Source organism: Zhongshania marina (assembly GCF_002915595.1).
GTDB lineage: Bacteria > Pseudomonadota > Gammaproteobacteria > Pseudomonadales > Spongiibacteraceae > Spongiibacter > Spongiibacter marinus_B.
The window spans coordinates 1-18,693 of record NZ_PQGG01000014.1 but is presented as its reverse complement, the minus strand read 5'-3'; the positions used below and the strand labels follow the sequence as shown (position 1 = coordinate 18,693).

The 18,693-nt window shown below is 50.0% G+C and carries 16 protein-coding genes; all 16 read right to left on the bottom strand.

Going from position 1 to position 18,693, the window contains the following annotated elements:
• Positions 1-915 carry an AAA family ATPase gene (locus tag C0068_RS06650; RefSeq protein WP_103683715.1) on the bottom strand — a complete coding sequence of 305 codons (915 nt, stop codon included), beginning with the start codon at positions 913-915 and terminating at the stop codon, positions 1-3.
• A 3-nt stretch (positions 916-918) separates the two neighbouring features.
• Entirely contained in the window at positions 919-2,130 is a 1,212-nt protein-coding gene (locus C0068_RS06645) for an O-succinylhomoserine sulfhydrylase (RefSeq protein ID WP_103683714.1), read from the bottom strand.
• Positions 2,131-2,175: 45 nt separating this feature from the next.
• Positions 2,176-3,696, bottom strand: coding sequence for an amidophosphoribosyltransferase (purF, locus tag C0068_RS06640; RefSeq protein WP_103683713.1), 1,521 nt, complete (start codon positions 3,694-3,696; stop codon positions 2,176-2,178).
• A 36-nt stretch (positions 3,697-3,732) separates the two neighbouring features.
• Positions 3,733-4,257, bottom strand: coding sequence for a CvpA family protein (locus tag C0068_RS06635; RefSeq protein WP_103683712.1), 525 nt, complete (start codon positions 4,255-4,257; stop codon positions 3,733-3,735).
• An 86-nt stretch (positions 4,258-4,343) separates the two neighbouring features.
• Positions 4,344-4,988: an SPOR domain-containing protein gene (locus C0068_RS06630; RefSeq protein WP_103683711.1), complete on the bottom strand. Its 645-nt coding sequence runs from the start codon at positions 4,986-4,988 to the stop codon at positions 4,344-4,346.
• A 2-nt stretch (positions 4,989-4,990) separates the two neighbouring features.
• The gene (folC, locus tag C0068_RS06625; protein WP_103683710.1) at positions 4,991-6,289 is read right to left on the bottom strand and encodes a bifunctional tetrahydrofolate synthase/dihydrofolate synthase; all 1,299 of its coding nucleotides are present in this window, start codon (positions 6,287-6,289) and stop codon (positions 4,991-4,993) included.
• An 8-nt stretch (positions 6,290-6,297) separates the two neighbouring features.
• Positions 6,298-7,170, bottom strand: a complete 873-nt coding sequence (gene accD, locus C0068_RS06620; protein WP_103683709.1) for an acetyl-CoA carboxylase, carboxyltransferase subunit beta — start codon at positions 7,168-7,170, stop codon at positions 6,298-6,300.
• A 125-nt stretch (positions 7,171-7,295) separates the two neighbouring features.
• Entirely contained in the window at positions 7,296-8,105 is an 810-nt protein-coding gene (gene trpA / locus C0068_RS06615) for a tryptophan synthase subunit alpha (RefSeq protein WP_103683708.1), read from the bottom strand.
• Positions 8,106-8,117: 12 nt separating this feature from the next.
• Positions 8,118-9,341: a tryptophan synthase subunit beta gene (gene trpB, locus C0068_RS06610; RefSeq protein ID WP_103683707.1), complete on the bottom strand. Its 1,224-nt coding sequence runs from the start codon at positions 9,339-9,341 to the stop codon at positions 8,118-8,120.
• A complete protein-coding gene (locus tag C0068_RS06605; RefSeq protein ID WP_103683706.1) occupies positions 9,342-9,977 on the bottom strand; it encodes a phosphoribosylanthranilate isomerase in 636 nt (211 codons plus the stop codon). It abuts the gene before it with no gap.
• A gap of 75 nt (positions 9,978-10,052) precedes the next feature.
• Positions 10,053-10,901, bottom strand: coding sequence for a tRNA pseudouridine(38-40) synthase TruA (gene truA / locus C0068_RS06600; RefSeq protein WP_332908286.1), 849 nt, complete (start codon positions 10,899-10,901; stop codon positions 10,053-10,055).
• 17 nt (positions 10,902-10,918) lie between these two features.
• A complete protein-coding gene (locus C0068_RS06595) occupies positions 10,919-14,329 on the bottom strand; it encodes a FimV/HubP family polar landmark protein (RefSeq protein ID WP_103683705.1) in 3,411 nt (1,136 codons plus the stop codon).
• Positions 14,330-14,466: 137 nt separating this feature from the next.
• The gene (locus C0068_RS06590) at positions 14,467-15,441 is read right to left on the bottom strand and encodes an Asd/ArgC dimerization domain-containing protein (protein WP_103683704.1); all 975 of its coding nucleotides are present in this window, start codon (positions 15,439-15,441) and stop codon (positions 14,467-14,469) included.
• Complete coding sequence (asd, locus tag C0068_RS06585) at positions 15,441-16,559, bottom strand: aspartate-semialdehyde dehydrogenase (protein ID WP_103683703.1); 1,119 nt, start codon at positions 16,557-16,559, stop codon at positions 15,441-15,443. Before asd ends, C0068_RS06590 begins: the two co-directional genes overlap by 1 nt.
• Before the next feature lie 29 nt (positions 16,560-16,588).
• Positions 16,589-17,686, bottom strand: a complete 1,098-nt coding sequence (gene leuB, locus C0068_RS06580) for a 3-isopropylmalate dehydrogenase (RefSeq protein WP_269844889.1) — start codon at positions 17,684-17,686, stop codon at positions 16,589-16,591.
• A 48-nt stretch (positions 17,687-17,734) separates the two neighbouring features.
• Positions 17,735-18,610, bottom strand: coding sequence for an IS982 family transposase (locus tag C0068_RS06575; RefSeq protein ID WP_103682565.1), 876 nt, complete (start codon positions 18,608-18,610; stop codon positions 17,735-17,737).
• Between the last annotated feature and the right edge of the window lie 83 nt (positions 18,611-18,693).

Below are 18,693 nucleotides of genomic sequence, written 5' to 3'. Positions count from 1 at the left end.
CTACACCACTACCGGCACCTGTGACAGCAGCCGCTTTATTAAGTCTGGGCCATCATCGTGACTATCAGCAGCTGGTTTTAAACGATGGGTCGCCACCGGCTCAAGCAATAATTGAATATCATCCGGCAGCACATACTCTCTGCCGTCAAGCATCGCCCAAGCTTTGGCTGCCTGAATCAAGGCCAAGGCAGCGCGGGTAGAAAGTCCAAAGGCATAGTGGGAATCTTGGCGGGTAAACGCGATCAGTCTTTGCACATAAGATAAAACACTGTCGCGAATTTCTATTTTGTCGACCATCGCCTGTAGGGCAATGATTTTTTCTGCATTTAGCAAAGGACGCAGTTCATCAATGACTAATCTAGGATCACCCCCTGCGAGCAGACGCCGTTCAGATTGTTCATCTGGGTAACCCAATGAAATACGCATTAAAAAACGGTCTAACTGGGACTCCGGCAAGGGAAAGGTGCCCGATTGAAACCAAGGGTTTTGAGTCGCCATTACAAAGAAAGGTGTGGGCAGAATCCGTGTTTCACCTTCGACGGTTACCTGCTTTTCAGCCATCGCCTCAAGCAGTGCACTTTGCGTTTTAGGACTGGCACGATTAATTTCATCTACCAACAAAAACTGGGTAAAAACCGGGCCGGCGTGAAAATGAAAGGCATTGCTATTGCGATCAAAAATCGACACGCCGAGAATATCCGAGGGCAGCAAATCACTGGTGAATTGCATGCGCTGATAGCTCAGCCCCGTCACCTTGGCAAAGGCCTGCGACAAGGTGGTTTTACCCACCCCTGGCACATCTTCAATCAGCAGATGGCCCCGCGCCAATAAGCAGCACAGGGCTTGGCGAACCTGCTCATCTTTGCCCAATACGACCCGAGATATTTCAGCAGTCAGCTGAGCAAAAATATCCATGCCTTAGAGAGCATCCAATCCGCGCTGCATATCTTTGCGCAAATCTTCAATATCTTCCAAACCCACCGACACCCGGATCAAATTGTCTTTTATACCCGCTTGCTGACGCTGCTCATCACTTAAACGGCCGTGAGTGGTCGTCGCTGGATGCACAATCGTCGTTTTTGCATCGCCTAAATTTGCGGTGATAGACACTAAACGGGTCGCATCAATAAAGCGCCACGCCGCTGCTTTATCGCTACCGACTTCGAAAGACAGCACACCGCCAAATGCCTTTTGCTGGGATGCCGCCAGGCTATGCTGGGGATGATCAGGCAAACCTGAGTAATGCACTTTTTGCACGCCAGCCTGCTCCTGCAACCATGTAGCAAGAGCTAGGGCGTTACTACTGTGCGCCATCATGCGCAGACGCAGGGTTTCTAGGCCTTTTAAAAATACCCAAGCATTAAAGGGGCTCATACTTGGGCCAGCGGTGCGAATAAACCCAAGCACTTCATTCATGTGCTCACGGCGGCCGACCACCGCACCGCCCACACTTCTACCCTGACCATCGAGATATTTGGTCGCAGAGTGCACAACAATATCTGCACCTAAGGCTAGCGGGAGTTGCAGTGCTGGCGTACAGAAGCAATTGTCTACCACCAATAGGCAGTCATGCTCATGGGCGATATCCGCCAGCAATCGAATATCGGCGATTTCTGACAGCGGATTGGAAGGCGTTTCTAATAGCAGCATTTTAGTTTGGGGCGTGATTGCATCCCGCCATTGCTGCTCATCGGTCAGCGAAACAAAGCTCGTACTTATTCCGAGTTTTGCCAAATATTTATTTAACAGAACCGTGGTCGTGCCAAACACACTGCGCGAGCAAACAATATGGTCGCCAGATTGAAGCAAGGCGATGCAGGTACTTAAAATAGCCGCCATGCCAGAGGCGGTCGCAACCCCCATCTCTGCACCTTCTAGGGCAGCGATACGCTCTTCAAAGGTTCTTACCGTCGGATTGGTATAGCGAGAATAGACATTACCCGCTTGCTCGCCGGAGAAACGCGCAGCGGCTTCCGCTGCGGAGGCAAACACATAGCTCGAGGTCATAAAAATCGGCTCGGCATGCTCGCCTTCAGCGCTGCGCACCTGTCCCGCACGCACGGCTCTGGTGTCAAGCTCAGCCTCAGCCAATACGGCTTGGCGCTGGGCTAAATATTCTTGTTCGGTCATTACTGCGGCTCTCTCCGGTCGCTTAGCGCGAAACCCTTGTTGTCACTATGATACGTCGTTATGCAGCCCGATCAATGCCCCTTCGCCGACTACCGCATTGCGCTCATTTTGAGAGTCATCGTTGCGATCCGCTTCTAGTTTATCGAGGTAGGCTTGATCGACATCGCCAGTAACGTAATTGCCATTAAACACCGAACATTCAAAATTGGTAATTTTGGGGTTACCTTCTGAGGAGCAGCTAATCAAATCATCTAGATCTTGGTATAACAGCCAGTCCGCACCAATCTCCGCCCGCACTTCTTCAACATCGCGACCATGTGCAATTAACTCATTTGCCGACGGCATATCGATACCGTAAACATTGGGGTAGCGAACCGGTGGCGCCGCCGATGCGAAATACACTTTACGAGCACCAGCGTCACGGGCCATTTCAATGATTTGCTGGCAGGTTGTGCCACGCACAATGGAGTCGTCCACCAACATGACGTTTTTATCTTTAAACTCTAAACCAATGGCATTGAGCTTTTGTTTAACCGATTTTTTGCGGGCGCTCTGCCCCGGCATAATAAAGGTGCGACCTATATACCGATTCTTCACCAAACCTTCGCGGAATTTAACCCCGAGTTTTGCCGCCATAGACTGTGCTGCAATGCGGCTGGAATCAGGAATCGGCACGATAACGTCAATATCGTGGTTTGGATGTTCACGCAGAATTTTCTCGGCTAAACGCTCACCCTGACGTAGGCGAGATTTATACACCGAAATACCATCCATAATTGAATCTGGACGGGCAAAATAAACGTGCTCAAAAATACAAGGACGGTAATCGGCCGGCTCTGCACACTGACGAACGTGGATTTCGCCGCTAGTTTCTATATACACCGCTTCGCCCGGTGCAACGTCACCAATCAATTTATAGCCTAGGGCGTCAAGCGCAACACTCTCAGAGGCCAGCATGTATTCCTTGCCCTGTGCCGACTCCCGCACACCGTAAACCAAGGGGCGGATACCATTGGGGTCGCGAAAACCAATAATGCCGTAATTAGCGATCATGGCCACGACCGCATAGCCACCTTTACAGCGATGATGCACACCACTTACGCCAGCAAATACATCTTCAGCAGCGGGTACCAACTTACCTAGTTTTTGCAGCTCGTGGGCGAAGACGTTAAGCAGCACTTCCGAGTCAGACTCGGTATTCAAATGCCGCAAATCTGACTGGAACAATTCTTTTGACAATTCCGCCGCGTTGGTCAGATTGCCGTTATGAGCGAGACTGATGCCGTAGGGTGAATTTACATAAAACGGTTGCGCTAATGCAGGACTAGAACTGCCCGCCGTTGGATAGCGCACATGGCCTATGCCGATATTCCCTAGCAGTCTTTGCATATGCCGAGTATGAAAAACGTCTTTTACTAAACCGTTGTCTTTGCGCTGGTTTATTTTGCCGTGCTCAAAGGTCACGATGCCGGCGGCATCCTGCCCACGGTGCTGAAGCACCGTTAATGCATCGTACAAATCTTGGTTTACATTAGTCTTGGCGACTATACCTGCGATGCCACACATGCAGTACTACCTCATTAGGACGAAGATCAAACTACGTTAATTACTTTGGCCCGACAGCAATGACGAACCCCAGTTAACCACATCGTTAAAGCTCTGTTCTGACCAGTCCTTCATCAACAGAAACTCGGGTATCAGTTGGGATTCCTTCCACCACTGATCATTTTCTACCCCCGCCAGCATAGACGGGAGTAATACTAAAACGGCTAACACCACAATCAAGCCACGCGCGGTGCCAAAGATCATTCCAAGCAAACGGTCAGTACCACTTAAGCCGGTGCGCTTCACCATCACCGCAATAATATGGGTGACTAAGCTGCCCAGCACCAAGGTAGTTATAAAAACAAGAACGTAGGCGAGAATCTCGCGTAGATAAATTTTGTCGATTAAGGGCTCTAACAAAGCAACAGCTTGGGGATGGAAAGCAACCGCCATAAAGAATGCGACGGCCCAGCTCAGCAGAGAAAGCGCCTCTTTTACAAAGCCGCGAATTAAACTGATAAGCGCAGATGCCGATATTACGGCCAAAATGGCCCAATCAGCCCAATTAAACGTGCTTAGCACTGTAAGCGGCTCCCGCAGAAATTCGAGACGCGAATTCTAACAAGCCCAGCGCTGCAGCCCAAGTAAGATTTCACTTTGGGCACCAACTAAGGCTCAAATCGGTTAACAATGGACTTCACATTAAAGCGCTTATTGATCGCAGCCTGCTGAGAGCTCGCCGTGTCTTTACTGATTACCGGCCCAACTAATACGCGATAAAGAGTCTTGCCATTGCGGCTTACTTGGTCGACAAAGGTCTTGTAACCCGCATTTTGCAGTGACTTCTTCAGTCCGTCGGCGTTGCTTTTACTACCAAAAACACCCACCTGAACCACCCAGGCCTCTGGCAAACCATTGCTATCTAACTTATTACTTACCACTGGCTTAGCTTGCACCACCGCTGCTTTCTTGGGCTCGGCAGGTTTTGGCTTGGCAATATCTGCCGTTTTCTTGGGCTGATCGGTGGAATCTGGAATATTCGCTGCCTCCGCCCGCACCGCCGCGCCCTTGGCGTCGGTAGTCTCGTCCGCAACCGGCAAATTAGGCTGCTCCGGCACCAATAAGGTGTCAGCCGACATAATCCCCTCTGGCTTTTGAGGCGCCCTATCGATAACCGGATCAATCAAGGGGGCATCGGGTATTTGAGTTTCTCTATCTAATTTATATGCAGCAGGGCCGGTAAACAGCAGGGACCAGAGAATAACGCCGCCACATAGCAATACCAATGCACCGACTAAGCGCTGTCTCATCATAACTAGGACTCCCCTACCGTTTTTATTCTAGCCTGACTAATGTCAGCTATTTCTGTCATGGCCGCAGCCACGGTGAAAAATGACCCAAATATCACCAAACGATCGCCAGTGGACAGCCGCGACAGCGCATTATTTACACTCTCTGAAAACGACGATGCTAATGTCACCTGACGAATACCCTGTTCAAGTAATACAGTCTGCAATTGCTCTGGCTGCGCCGCACGTTCGTTCTCAAGGAGTGGCGCCAAGCTCCAGTGAGCGAAGCAGGGCTGTATTATGCGAATAATCTCAGCAATATCTTTGTCTGCCATCACTGCGAACAGGCATTCCGTTCTGCCCGCCACCGGCCTTGCATCCAAGTGATCCCTCAAAGCCTGTACCGACGCCGGATTGTGGGCGACATCAAGCACTACCTCAATGCCCTCAAGCTGTATATGTTGGCAGCGCCCCGCCACACTAACTGCTGACAGCCCTTGGCGTATCGCCCACTCTGAAACCGGCAAATCGATATACTGCACAGCCTGCAACACCGTTGCCGCGTTATCAATTAATACTGCCGGATAAGGAAGATTTTGGTAGGACAGCACTTCGCCATTAGCGGCCAAGCCCTGCCAAGCCCATCCCTGCTCCGCGTCAATAAGCCGAAAATCTTTGTCTCGGCTCACCGGCAAAGCACCTACTTGCGAAGCGTAAGCTAACAGTGAAGTGGGTGGATTAAGATCGCCAATAATCGCGGGGCGATTTGCTCGGAATATCCCCGCCTTTTCACGACCGATAACTTCGCGATCATTTCCCAGCCAAGCCTCGTGATCAATGGCGATTGAACTCACTATCGCAATGTCGGCATCAATAATATTCACCGCATCTAAACGCCCACCCAGCCCTACCTCCAAAACAGCCACATCAACAGCTTGCTGCTGAAAAATAAGCAAGGCTGCCAAAGTGCCAAATTCAAAATACGTTAGGGATGTTTCGCCACGCGCTTGATCAACTGCAGCGAACGCGTGGCATAGGGAAGCATCATCTACGTAGCTATCGCCAATAGCGATGCGTTCATGATATTGGTTTAAATGAGGAGAAGTATAGGCTCCAACACGGTAGCCTTGGACCCCGAGGATGGCAGACAAAAGGGCCACACAAGACCCTTTGCCATTGGTGCCTGCAACCGTAATCACAGGCATCTCTAGCGCGATATCGAGTTGCTTTGCGACAAGCGCAATGCGCTCTAAACCGAGGTCAATATTGCGGGGATGCTGAGTTTCCATCCACCGCAACCAATCATCGACCTGTGTATACCGCATAAACGAAACTACGACTGGTAATGCATTAAGCTGCCAAGCACTCTAGCCAAGGTGTCGCGCATATCTGCACGACGCACAATCATATCAATAGCGCCATGAGCTAATAAAAATTCACTGCGCTGAAACCCTGGCGGTAATTTTTGCCGAATTGTCTGCTCAATAATATTGGGGCCGGCAAAACCAGCTCGCGCTCCTGGTTCCGCAACATTAATATCACCCAGCAGGGCCAAACTAGCAGATACGCCACCATAAATTGGGTCAGTCATTACCGACACATAGGGCACGCTGTTCTGCTTTAGACGCTCCAATACCGCACTGGTTTTAGCCATTTGCATAAGCGAAATAAGCGCCTCTTGCATACGGGCACCGCCGGATGCAGAGAAACAAATTAGTGGGCAGCGCTCTTTAAGCGCAACATTGGCCGCCTGAGTGAATTTTTCACCCACCGCCGAACCCATTGAGCCACCGTGAAAATTGAATTCAAAGGCGACCACAACAACCGGCAAATCCTTTACCGTGCCCTTGTAGGCGATCAGGGCATCTTTTTCACCAGTCGATTTTTGCGCCGCTGTTAGGCGGTCACGATATTTCTTTTTGTCTTTAAATTTGAGCCTGTCTACTGGTTCAATGTGAGTGAGGATTTCCTCTCGACCAGCTTCGTCCAAAAATAAAGCAATGCGGCGACGCGCGCCAATGCGCATGTGGTGGTCGCATTTTGGACATACATCCTGATTACTTTCCAACTCAGGACGGTAAAGCACCGCTTCACACTTAACGCATTTTTTCCAAAGGCCTTCGGGCACAACACCTTTTGCACCACGACGCTCTTCTGGATTAACTCGTCGCACTCCCGAGGGAAGAATCTTATCTACCCAGCTCATAATCCTTTCCTGTAGTCATTTTTAATCTATTATAAAATGCACGCCGCAGGGGGCTGCATTACTTTACCTTATATACCGGCAAATGAGCAGCTAGCTGCCCACAAGCGCTCAACTCAACAGCCAAATCAAGCATCAATAGCAGTCCGAATTTCTGCAATAAGTTCTGCCGCAACAGCAGCGCGCTCGGTATTGTTCAATGCAGAGTCTGTCGCCACAATACGCTCTATCAGGGCGCTACCAACCACTACACCTTCGCACAGTGGTGCTAGCGCTGCTGCAGAGGCACCATCTTTAATACCAAAACCCACGGTAATAGGCAGATTGGTATGGCGTTTTATACTCGCTAATTTCTCCGTCACAGCAGCAACATTTAGGTGCCCTGCACCCGTTACACCGTTTAGGGACACGCAGTACAAATACCCGCTGGCCAAGGATGCAATTTTTTGGATTCTTTCATCGCTCGTTGTCGGGGCCAGCAAAAAGATATTGTCGATACCCGCAGCGCGAAGTATTTGCGTCGCCTGCTCCGCCTCTTCCGGCGGCATATCAACGGTGAGCAAACCATCCACACCCGCCGCCGACGCTCTGTCAGCAAACTGTTGGTAACCCATATGCTCAACAGGATTTGCATAGCCCATCAATACTACCGGCGTCGTCGAATCAGTAGCGCGAAACTCAGCAACTAACTCAAGCACCATTGATAGTGTGACTTTATTCGCCAGAGCTCGCTCATGGGCAAGCTGAATAACCGGCCCCTCTGCCATTGGGTCAGAAAACGGTACACCAATTTCGAGAATATCTGCACCCTTGCTAACCAACTCATGCATGAGGGGTACGGTTAAAGCCGGCGCCGGATCGCCCGCAACGATATACGGTACAAGTGCCTTGCGACCGTCTTGTTCTAATTTTGCAAATACAGCAGCTAAACGACTCAAAGTACTTCCCCGTTATTCAATGCCAATGCCGTCGATTGTTGCGACGGTATGTATATCTTTATCGCCACGGCCAGATAGATTGACCACGATGCTTTGCTCAGGGCTCATGGTTTTCGCCAGTTTTTCAGCATAAGCGACCGCGTGAGCAGATTCCAAAGCAGGCATAATCCCCTCAACTAGGGTTAGCTTGCGAAATGCCGTGAGCGCCTCGTCGTCATTGATGGCAACGTAATTAACCCGCCCCATATCCTTCAACCAAGAGTGCTCAGGACCAACACCCGGATAATCTAAACCAGCTGACACCGAGTGAGTTTCAATAATCTGGCCACCGTCATCCTGCATTAGATAGGTGCGATTGCCATGTAATATACCTGGGCTGCCGTCATTCAATGGCGCAGCGTGCTGCCCGGTTTCAACACCGTGACCGCCAGCTTCAACGCCGTACATGGCAACAGATTCGTCATCTAAGAAAGGATGAAACAGACCGATTGCGTTTGATCCGCCACCCACACAGGCAACAAGTGCATCAGGTAGACGGCCATTTTGCGCCAAGCACTGCTCGCGGGCTTCACGACCTATGACCGATTGAAAATCCCTTACCAGCATCGGATAAGGGTGTGGGCCCGCAGCAGTACCAATGATGTAAAAGGTGTCGTCAACGTGAGTAACCCAGTGGCGCATCGCCTCGTTCATGGCGTCTTTCAGGGTTTTAGAACCTGACTTAACAGACACGACTTCAGCGCCTAGTAATTTCATGCGGTACACGTTCAGGGCTTGACGCTGAATATCATCCTCACCCATAAACACTTGGCAAGTCATCCCTAAGCGCGCAGCAACGGTTGCCGAGGCAACACCGTGTTGGCCAGCGCCAGTCTCGGCAATAACGTGCTTCTTACCCATGTATTTGGCAAGTAATGCCTGCCCTACGGTATTGTTTACCTTGTGGGCGCCGGTGTGATTTAAATCTTCACGCTTTAAATAGATTTGCGCGCCGCCAACTTCGTTTGACCAGCGCTTTGCGTGGTAAAGGGGCGACGGACGACCGACATAGTGTGCCAGATCGTGATCAAACTCCGCCTGAAAATCAGGGTCTTTGCGAAGCCGCTGATAAGCCGCCTCTAATTCATCTAAGGCAAAAATCAGCGTTTCAGAGACAAATCGGCCACCATATATACCAAAGTGTCCGGTCGCGTCCGGAAATTGGCTGAAATTTGCTTTACCAAGCTTACTACCCACTCAATCCTCCCGTCGATCAGCATGGCTAACCGCTTTAATAAATTCTGTCATTTTTTGAGCGCATTTTATTCCCGGAGCCTTTTCTACCCCTCCGCTCACATCCAGCCCATAAGGACCGCAAGTTAAAACGGCGGCTGCGGCATTATCTGGTCTCAAACCGCCCGCCAATACAATATGGTGATCTAAATCACGTGGAATACGGTGCCAATCAAATGACTCCCCGGTTCCACCCGGCACCCCAGGCTTGTAGCTGTCTAGCAATAATGCGCTGGCGCTAGAGTAAGTGTTTGCGGCGGCGACCAAATCCATATCTTCACGCATGCGCAGCGCTTTCATATACGGCACTGCGAAGGCGGCGCAGAAATCGGGCAACTCGTCTCCATGAAATTGAAGCAGATCAAGTGCGCAGGACTTAAGCACCCCCCTGACCTCTTCTGCACTGGCATTAACAAACAAGCCAACTTTGCTCACAAAAGGCGGCAATTGGGCGATGATGTCTGCGGCTTGTGAAGCGCTAACTGCGCGCGGGCTTTTTGCGTAAAACACAAAGCCCAGCGCGTCCGCGCCGGCATCAATCGCCGCAAGCGCATCTTCAGCTCGGGTGATTCCACAAATTTTTACGCGGGTACGGAACACTTGGATGTACAGCCAGACAATTAACCGGATCGAATACTAACAAATAACAGCACAATCTGTCTGTAGATGGCGCCGCTAACAGGGAAGAAAATCAGGGCCAATGGGCGATTCTGGCAAATCGTAGTGCGAGGGATAGCTCACATCAACCAAATACAAGCCACTTGGCTTTGCCGTTACCCCACCCTGATTGCGATCTCGGCTATCCAATACTTGCTGTGTCCACCCCGGCGGCATTTGCCCGCTACCAACAGCAATAAGCACCCCCGCGATATTTCTAACCATATGGTGCAGGAATGCATTGCCGCCAATATCTAACACAACGTAGCGACCACGCCGGCTAACATTCGCAAAATGGATATTCCGCATGGCGGTTTTAGATTGGCAAGACGCCGCTCTAAACGCACTAAAGTCCTGCTCACCCAGCAATGCTTGTGCTTCGCGATGCATTAGCTCGGCATCCAGAGGCTGATCTACCAAGGTAAGCCCATCAGCTAAATGCGCTGAACGGCGGGCCTGATTGAGAATAATGTATCGATAACGCCTCGCGGTAGCTGAAAAGCGTGCATGAAAATCGTCGGGGACCCGCTTTGCCCAGCGTACCGCAACATCTTTTGGTAGCTTGGCATTCACACCGGCAACCCAGGCTTTAAGCGAGCGCGCGACAGGGGCATCGAAATGAACTAGTTGGTGGGTGGCATGCACCCCAGCATCGGTGCGGCCAGCACAAATAACGGTAACTGGTGCAGCCGCAATCGACGAGATAGCCGATTGCAGCACGTCTTGTACCGTGGCAACGCGGGGCTTATCTTGGCTCTGCCAGCCGCGGTAAGCGCTGCCCTGATATTCTAGGGCCATAGCGATGCGGCATCCGATCGGCAGCGGCTCATCCGCAAACCGATCAAAGCAACTCATATCATTGTTCACACAAATTCTGCCAATACTTAGCCAATATTATCTAGCAAGCTCTTGGCATCGGCCTGTTGCTGAGCGTCACCTTCTTGAAGAACTTCCTCAAGCATTTCCCGCGCGCCTTCGCTGTCACCCATATCAATATAGGCTCTGGCAAGATCAAGCTTTGTGGCAACAGACTCCGAATCGACGATGGATTCAAAGCCATCCACCTCGTCGTCGCCAGCATCAAACTCGTCAAACACCAAATCTTCTACCGAGATGGCATCGCCGTCATCTGTTGCCGGTAGTTCTAAATCAGCTGCAGGCGCGGCTAATACTGGCGCGTCCTCACTGCTAGGCTGTGGCTGCTCGTCGTCAAGGAAAAAGCTTTCATCGACCTCAAGATCATCAAGCTCTTCGGTAGTGGCACCGCCAGCGGTCTCGCTCGGCATATCGAATTCGGACAAATCCAAATCTAAACCGTCGTCACTAGCGTCAGTGACTGTCTCAGCAACGCTACTTTTTGCACTTGGCTCAGCCAAATCCATATCGAGTTCAGAAAGGTCGAGCTCCAGCTCATCATCGTCTGATTCGGCACTTAAACCATTTGCATCTGCAGTCAGGTCGCCGCTATCGACAGTTGATGCGGCAATTTCGGTAACATCGGTATCACCCAAACCAGTCGTACCGAGTTCAACGGCTTCTGGCTCGGGATTTTCAAAATTAGAAACACTTAGCTCGCCGTCATCTAATGTCAGCTCGTCAAGCTCAATATCAGCGGAATCAGACTCGCCCAACTCTAAGCTAGCGACTTCTTCATCGTCGAAAGAAAGAATATCGTCATCCGATTCTGAAATTGCGGCAGGCTCGTCGCCAACTTCCAAGACGTCTAGCTCGCCTAAATCAAGCTCCGCATCTTCTAGTTCTTCAAGGCTAAGCTCTTCTAATTCTTCGGTTTCATCGGCCGAAGCACTGAGAGGCGAAAGTTCTTCATTGGGAGCTGTAGATGCCTCCGCTGGTGCTGCCTCGCTAGTCGCAGTACCGAAATCACCTTCAAAATCGAAATCCAAATCTGCCAGATCAACATCCAAGGACTCTAGAGTGTCAGCGTCTGAGGCATCCGCTTCACCGAGCTGCGTCATATCAAGTGCAGATACCGTTGACGTCTCTGAATTGGTGTCGGCATTTAGTGAGTCGTCTAATTCAAAGTCGATATCACCTTCATCTATTTGTACTGATTCAAGCTCGTCGCCAATATCAAAGTCTAAATCAGCACTTTCATCTACAGCACTTTGATGCCCAACATTTATAGTATTGTCGGCACCAGTAGACGAGCCGTCATCGCCAAGCCAATGACTGACACCTTCAATTGCCGACATCGACTCTTTAACGCGGGCAACCGCCGCGTCATCATTTAATGCGCGTAACTCACCATAGGCGACTTCAAAATTGTCTTGGTCACGGGTATCTAGGTAGATATCGATCAGTTTAAGACGTAATTCAATGTTTTCTGGATCTTGCTCAATTGCCGTTTTCAGCAAACTCGCAGCTTGATCATAGCGCCCATAGGCCACATAAATTTCAGCCTCAGCGACAACATCGCCTGTCTGCGGAACAAGCCCTGGAGAGTCGGCTGCGTCATTTGCTTTGTGCTCGTCAAATACGGAGTCATCTGCAAATACAACATCGTCAGATGCCGCATCCTGTGCTGCGGAGTCATCTTCCAATTTATCAAAATCAAAATCGTCGGCGTTGAATACATCTGCGGCATGTTCTTCGGCAAATGGCGAGACTGCTTTTTCAGCACCTTCGTCAAACTCCCCACCGCTGGCAAATAGCACTGGAGATTCATTTTCCGCCGACAAATCATCATCGAAATCGGCCAAATCAGTATCGTCATCAGCGTTCTGACGACGCTTAACAATCAACACTAGCAGCGCTAAAAGTGCCAACAAAAGCCCCGCAAACAGCGCGATATTTTGGCTAATCCAGTTTTTTGCCGAATCTAAAGTACTGTCAGAAGCTGGCGGCTCAGCAGGCTTGGCGGGACTAGGGTTAGCGGCTTTTTCGCCTTTTGTCTTGTCTGCTACGGTCTCACTCTGCTCAGAAGCATCGCCGGCAGCCTCTTGTTCCAGCGCAGCAGCAGCTGACTCTGCCTCACTGGGCTTTGGCAGTGCCGCCAAGGCGGTCTCCTCAAGCTCAGCTAAGCTTTCTGCGCTCATTTCTGAACTAGGTGCTTGGGCACCGCTTTGCAAAGCCGCAAGCTGGGTGTTTTTAAGGGCAATAAGGCTTTGCAAAGCCTCGATTTGTTTTTCCATCTCGACCACGCGAGTCTGCATCGCGCCATTTTCAAGCTTGGACTTTTCTAGATTCTCCTGCTCTTCACGCACCTTGGCACGCAGAGCCGCTACTTCGCCATCCGCTTCCGAGGTATCGCCAGCACTGCCAATAGAAAACTTAACATCTTGCTCGGTAGATTCAGTTTTAGGTGCTTGATTTTTATCGGTGGCGTCTAATTGTGGCGCCATTGGTGTGGCAGAGGATTGTGTTGATGCAGGAGCAGTGGCTGAATCAGAGCTTGACGATCTGGCGACTCGCTCGCCGCGCCACTCCTTTGCCTGGATTCGAATTTCCTCCACCGCAGATTCATGGCGAATTGCTTTAACCTCAGCCTCGGTAGGTAAACTCAGTACGTATCCAGATTTAAGTCGGTTTACATTGCCATTAACAAAGGCTTGCGGATTTTTTTTTACCAAGGCCAGCATGGTTTGCTGGGTCGTGACATAGGAACTTGGTCGGTGCTTGCTGGCGATGCGCCACATGGTGTCACGGTGCTGAACTCGGTACTCATCACTTTTTTCAGCTACAGGTAAATCTTGCCGCTGTTCTATGCTGCGCGGAGCCGGTGCCACGCGATCAGCGGCGCCAATAGATCCACCGAGTTCACGTACCGGAAAAGCAGGTGCAGGTAACGGTGCTACTGGCGCGGCCTCTGCCGGCGTGTTTACAGGTGCCGCGCTGGCGGTGCTAACATCAACGGTTTTAACTGGGGCGGCATCAGCGTATACGGGTAAATCCAGTAATACCGTGTATTCACGAATCATTTTACCGTTGGGCCAACGCGCCTCGACAATAAAATCGAGGTAAGGCTCAACCACTGCCGCCGTCGTGGTCACAATAATGCGCCCATTGCCGCCATTTAACAGCTCAACTTCAAACTGCAAGCTAGATAAAAACTGACTGCGATCTACACCGGCATTTTCAAAGGCGGTGGCGTCGGCAAGCTGAACTTTAATTTGATCTACACTAAGACCGCCAATATCCCTAAGCGGAATTTCAGCCCGAAAGGGTTGATTCAGGCTAGAGTCTAACGCTAATTCACCCAGACCGAGTGCACTGACTAATCCGCTGTGCAGGGCACCAACCGTCAGTACCACTTTTGCCAGCTTATTCCGCATCATAATGTCACCGTTTGTGTATTAACGCACCATTCAACCGCCGCCAAATGGCTTGCTCTACTATCTAAGAATACCCACAGGACAGACACCAGCCATGCCGGTGCCCCGCCACATCTCTAAACAACATGCGTAGATATAAGCTAGATATTGATTTTTATCAAGATTTTAAGCAGCGCAATTATATTATTGACTGCTCCTTTACGAAGATTATCACCGACAACGGTGCAGCGAAAGGCCGTTTCATCCTGCCTATCAGCAATTAGTGCGGAAATATCAATGGTTTCGCTTTCTTGCAAGCTAACAGGGGAAGCTTCAGCAATATCCTCCAGCGGAAAGAGGCGAAATTGCTCATTAGCTGCCAGCTTTTGCTTCAAAGTAGATAGATCAACAGCATCATTGCAACTCACGCGCAGCATGGTTGTATGACCATAGAATACCGGTACCAGCATTTCACTCGCAGTTACAGTCGCCGCCCCGCCATCTGCGCTCAGCAAATGTGAAAGGCTATGCTCTAGCGCAGCGACACTATTGGCCGGTCTCGACAGCACATTGAACGCCAGCTGCAGACCAAAAGAAGAAGATTCAGGAGCCTGACCATTTAGCAAGCGAGCGGTTTCTGCTGCCAAGGTTTCTACGCCGAGCCGCCCCCAAACCGATACCGGCTGAGCAATGGCCAAATTGACTGCTTTAACGCTTCCCTTTGGCAGCTGCCTAAGCAAAGCGGCGGCATGACTGCTAACCGCATCGGCTATTGCAAATAATCGCGTTTCGCCGTCTAACTCGACGCCCTCGGAAAACACCGCAACATCACCGCGTTGAGCGAGATTATCTGTGCAATCCAAAACGACAAGGCCAGCATCTTCCGCTGCGTCAATAAGCGCAAAATCACTAAATCCTTCGTTCAGGAAAATTGCTGCATCAACACCATTAAAATCAGCGGTATCAGGCTCGTGTACAGCAACGGGGCGACCGCGAAACATCACGGTTTCGCCATCGCCCTCATCGGCAAACGCTTTAATGCCGTCGATACCTAACTCAGCATCAGCCAACGCCGTTAGTAGCAGTTCACCCTCAAGACCACAGGCGCCGAAAACCGCGACACATTTAAATGCCATTACTTAATATCGCCTAGTAGGATTCGCAGCATCCGACGCAGGGGTTCTGCCGCGCCCCAGAGTAATTGATCACCTACGGTAAACGCAGACAAGTATTGCTCACCCATATTGAGTTTACGCAAGCGTCCCACTGGCACGTGCAGCTTTCCGGTCACCGCCGTTGGGGTTAATTTTGCGAGCGTTTCCGCGCGATCATTCGGCACCACTTGCACCCAATCATTGGCTGAGGCGAGAATGCTTTCAACTTCAGCGATCGGCACGTTTTTATTCAGCTTTATAGTCAAAGCCTGACTATGACAGCGCATTGCACCGATACGCACACAGTTGCCATCAATCGCGATAGGCGAATCAGTGCGACCTAAAATTTTATTGGTCTCTGCCTGGCCCTTCCACTCTTCGCGGCTTTGACCATTTTCTAGCTGCGTATCAATCCACGGCAGCAAGCTACCCGCTAACGCATGACCGAAATTGTCTTTGGGGAAGCTGTCGCTGCGCATGGCTTCCGCCACTTTGCGATCAATATCTAAAATATTAGAACGCGGATCAGCAAGCTCAGCGGCAACACTGTCACGCACCGTACCCATTTGATTAATCAGCTCACGCATATTCTGCGCACCTGCACCGCTAGCAGCTTGATAGGTTTGAGCACTAACCCACTCCACCAAACCTTCGCGGAACAAACCGCCAATTGCCATCAGCATCAGGCTGACGGTGCAGTTGCCGCCGATGAAATTCTTAACACCACGGTCAAGACCTTCTTTTACGACGTTAAGATTTACTGGGTCGAGAATAATAATTGCGTCATCGTTCATGCGTAGCGAAGACGCAGCATCTATCCAGTAGCCATCCCAACCGCTGCTGCGTAGCGCTGGAAATACCGACTTAGTGTAGTCGCCACCCTGGCATGAAATAATAATATCCATCGCCGCTAGCTCGGCAATATCGCTGGCATCTTTCAACGCTTCGATATCACGACCAATGGCTGGCCCTTGGCCGCCCACATTAGAGGTGGTAAAAAATACTGGCTCGATGCCATCAAAATCTTTTTCTTCTAACATGCGGCCCATCAATACGGAGCCGACCATACCGCGCCAACCTACAAATCCTACTTTTTTCATGATATCTCCTGAATTCTCTTGTGTTGAATTTACGCTGAGGCCAATGCGGCGATAACGGCATCGCCCATTTCAACGGTGCCGACTAGGGTACTGCCCTCTGAGTAAATATCGGCAGTACGATAACCCTGATCTAAGACCGTGCTTACAGCGTCTTCAATTCGCTGCGCTGCTGCCGCTTCGTTTAGCGAATAGCGCAACATCATCGCCACCGACAAAATTGTCGCCAGCGGATTTGCCTTGTTTTGACCTGCGATATCCGGTGCTGAGCCGTGGCAAGGCTCGTACATACCGCGGCCATTCACATCCAAAGACGCCGACGGCAACATACCGATAGAGCCAGTCAACATCGCTGCTGCATCTGACAATATATCGCCAAACATATTCCCAGTTACGACCACATCAAATTGCTTAGGTGCGCGAATGAGCTGCATTGCGGCGTTATCGACATACATATGACTTAATTCAACGTCGGGATAGTCCTTGGCCATCTCGTCCATGACTTCCCGCCACAGCATGGTCACTTCTAAGACATTCGCCTTATCGACCGAGCACAAACGTCCGCCGCGCTTTTGAGCTAATTCAAAGGCGACTTTACCAATCCGGCGGATTTGAGATTCGTTATACACATAGGTGTTGTAACCCTCGCGCTCGCCGTTTTCTAGCTCGCGAATGCCACGGGGTTGGCCGAAGTAAATACCGCCGGTCAACTCGCGAACAATTAAAATATCTAAACCAGCTACAAGCTCTGCTTTTAATGACGAAGCGTCGGCAAGCTGGGGGTACAAAATGGCTGGGCGCAAATTTCCAAACAGGTCCAAACGCTTGCGAATTTCAAGCAAGCCTGCTTTTTCAGGGCGCTCGGCTGGCGGTAATTTATCCCATTTCGGGCCACCCACTGCACCTAGCAAAATCGCGTCAGCATTCTCACAAATTGCAAAGGTTTCCGCTGGCAAAGCGCTTCCGTGAGCGTCAATAGCCGAACCACCAACCAAGGCATGCTGCAAAACTAGGCCCAGGTTCTCAGCCTTGTTCACCCACTCTAATACCTTTGAAGCTTCGGCCATAATCTCGTGGCCAATGCCATCACCGGGTAATACGGCAATATTTCTTTGCTGACGGTTCGTCACACTCACTTCCTTCTCAAATAATTAAATATGTCTAAACCCGTGGTGCATTTAGGAAATGACCACTTTCAGGTTGTTTAATTTATTCCCTTCACGTTGGTTGAACCATTGAATTAATGTGAGGGACGCTATCTTTGTCACAATTCTGCGCGAAATACCCTTGAACGATTTTGCATAATTCCGCCGTATCATGAACTGGTCACAAAGTTGTGAAAACAATGTTTCGATCCGCTTTCTGGCTTTACGATATTTAGCCGGAAAGTCTCTAAACTCTTTCTGGTTCTTTCGCATCGGTGTTTGCAAATTGATACAACTTGATGAAAATAAATCTGTTTGCCAAACTCTGCTCAAATACCCTTTATCGCCAATCAAAACACAATTGTTTAACTGGCCTTCAATATCGTTTAGGTAATGGATGTCATGAACCGAAGCCTTTGATATATCGTACATTTTTAACACGCCACTCGGTGAGCAAACCGCGTGTAACTTATAGCCAAAGTAGCGCATATTTTGTGCTGCACAAAAACCAAAATCTGGCGAGCTAGATTCAAATTCTTGGCAAATTTTACTGCGATTAGATCGACTCATTTTACACACTTCCAATGGCATGCTATCGACAATATTTATATCGTTATCAACATCTAATCGCGTGACAATAGCGCTTCTGATTTCTTCTAATTTAAAACTCAACCTTCGCGCTCTTCTGTTATAAACGGAGCGCTCAATTTTCCCATTGATGCACGCAGGCAGCTGTTTGAACAAAAAGTGTTCTGAATCAATGCCCAGTGTTTCAGCTGCAAGACTGAGCGCGAGTAGCTCCTTATCGCTTAGCTTAGGTGTTCTGATTTGATTCAAAAAATTATCGGCTGGCTCAATTTCGTGCAAAAGAGACAGAATTTTGCTATAAACGCTGTGTAAGTTACTCATCTCGTTACCATTTTTCTCGTAAACTAATGATAACCTCTTTATGAGGGTGAGTAACTTACCTCCTTCCTAAATGCACTACGGGT

Bases quoted from the DNA above. Each gene is read 5' to 3' on its own strand.
- C0068_RS06630 (WP_103683711.1), bottom strand. From the start codon at position 4,988: ATGATGAGACAGCGCTTAGTCGGTGCATTGGTATTGCTATGTGGCGGC.
- folC (WP_103683710.1), bottom strand. From the start codon at position 6,289: ATGCGGTATACACAGGTCGATGATTGGTTGCGGTGGATGGAAACTCAG.
- C0068_RS06650 (WP_103683715.1), bottom strand. From the start codon at position 915: ATGGATATTTTTGCTCAGCTGACTGCTGAAATATCTCGGGTCGTATTG.
- purF (WP_103683713.1), bottom strand. From the start codon at position 3,696: ATGTGTGGCATCGCAGGTATAGTCGCCAAGACTAATGTAAACCAAGAT.
- asd (WP_103683703.1), bottom strand. From the start codon at position 16,559: ATGAAAAAAGTAGGATTTGTAGGTTGGCGCGGTATGGTCGGCTCCGTA.
- C0068_RS06645 (WP_103683714.1), bottom strand. From the start codon at position 2,130: ATGACCGAACAAGAATATTTAGCCCAGCGCCAAGCCGTATTGGCTGAG.
- accD (WP_103683709.1), bottom strand. From the start codon at position 7,170: ATGAGCTGGGTAGATAAGATTCTTCCCTCGGGAGTGCGACGAGTTAAT.
- C0068_RS06595 (WP_103683705.1), bottom strand. From the start codon at position 14,329: ATGATGCGGAATAAGCTGGCAAAAGTGGTACTGACGGTTGGTGCCCTG.
- C0068_RS06575 (WP_103682565.1), bottom strand. From the start codon at position 18,610: ATGAGTAACTTACACAGCGTTTATAGCAAAATTCTGTCTCTTTTGCAC.
- C0068_RS06590 (WP_103683704.1), bottom strand. From the start codon at position 15,441: ATGGCATTTAAATGTGTCGCGGTTTTCGGCGCCTGTGGTCTTGAGGGT.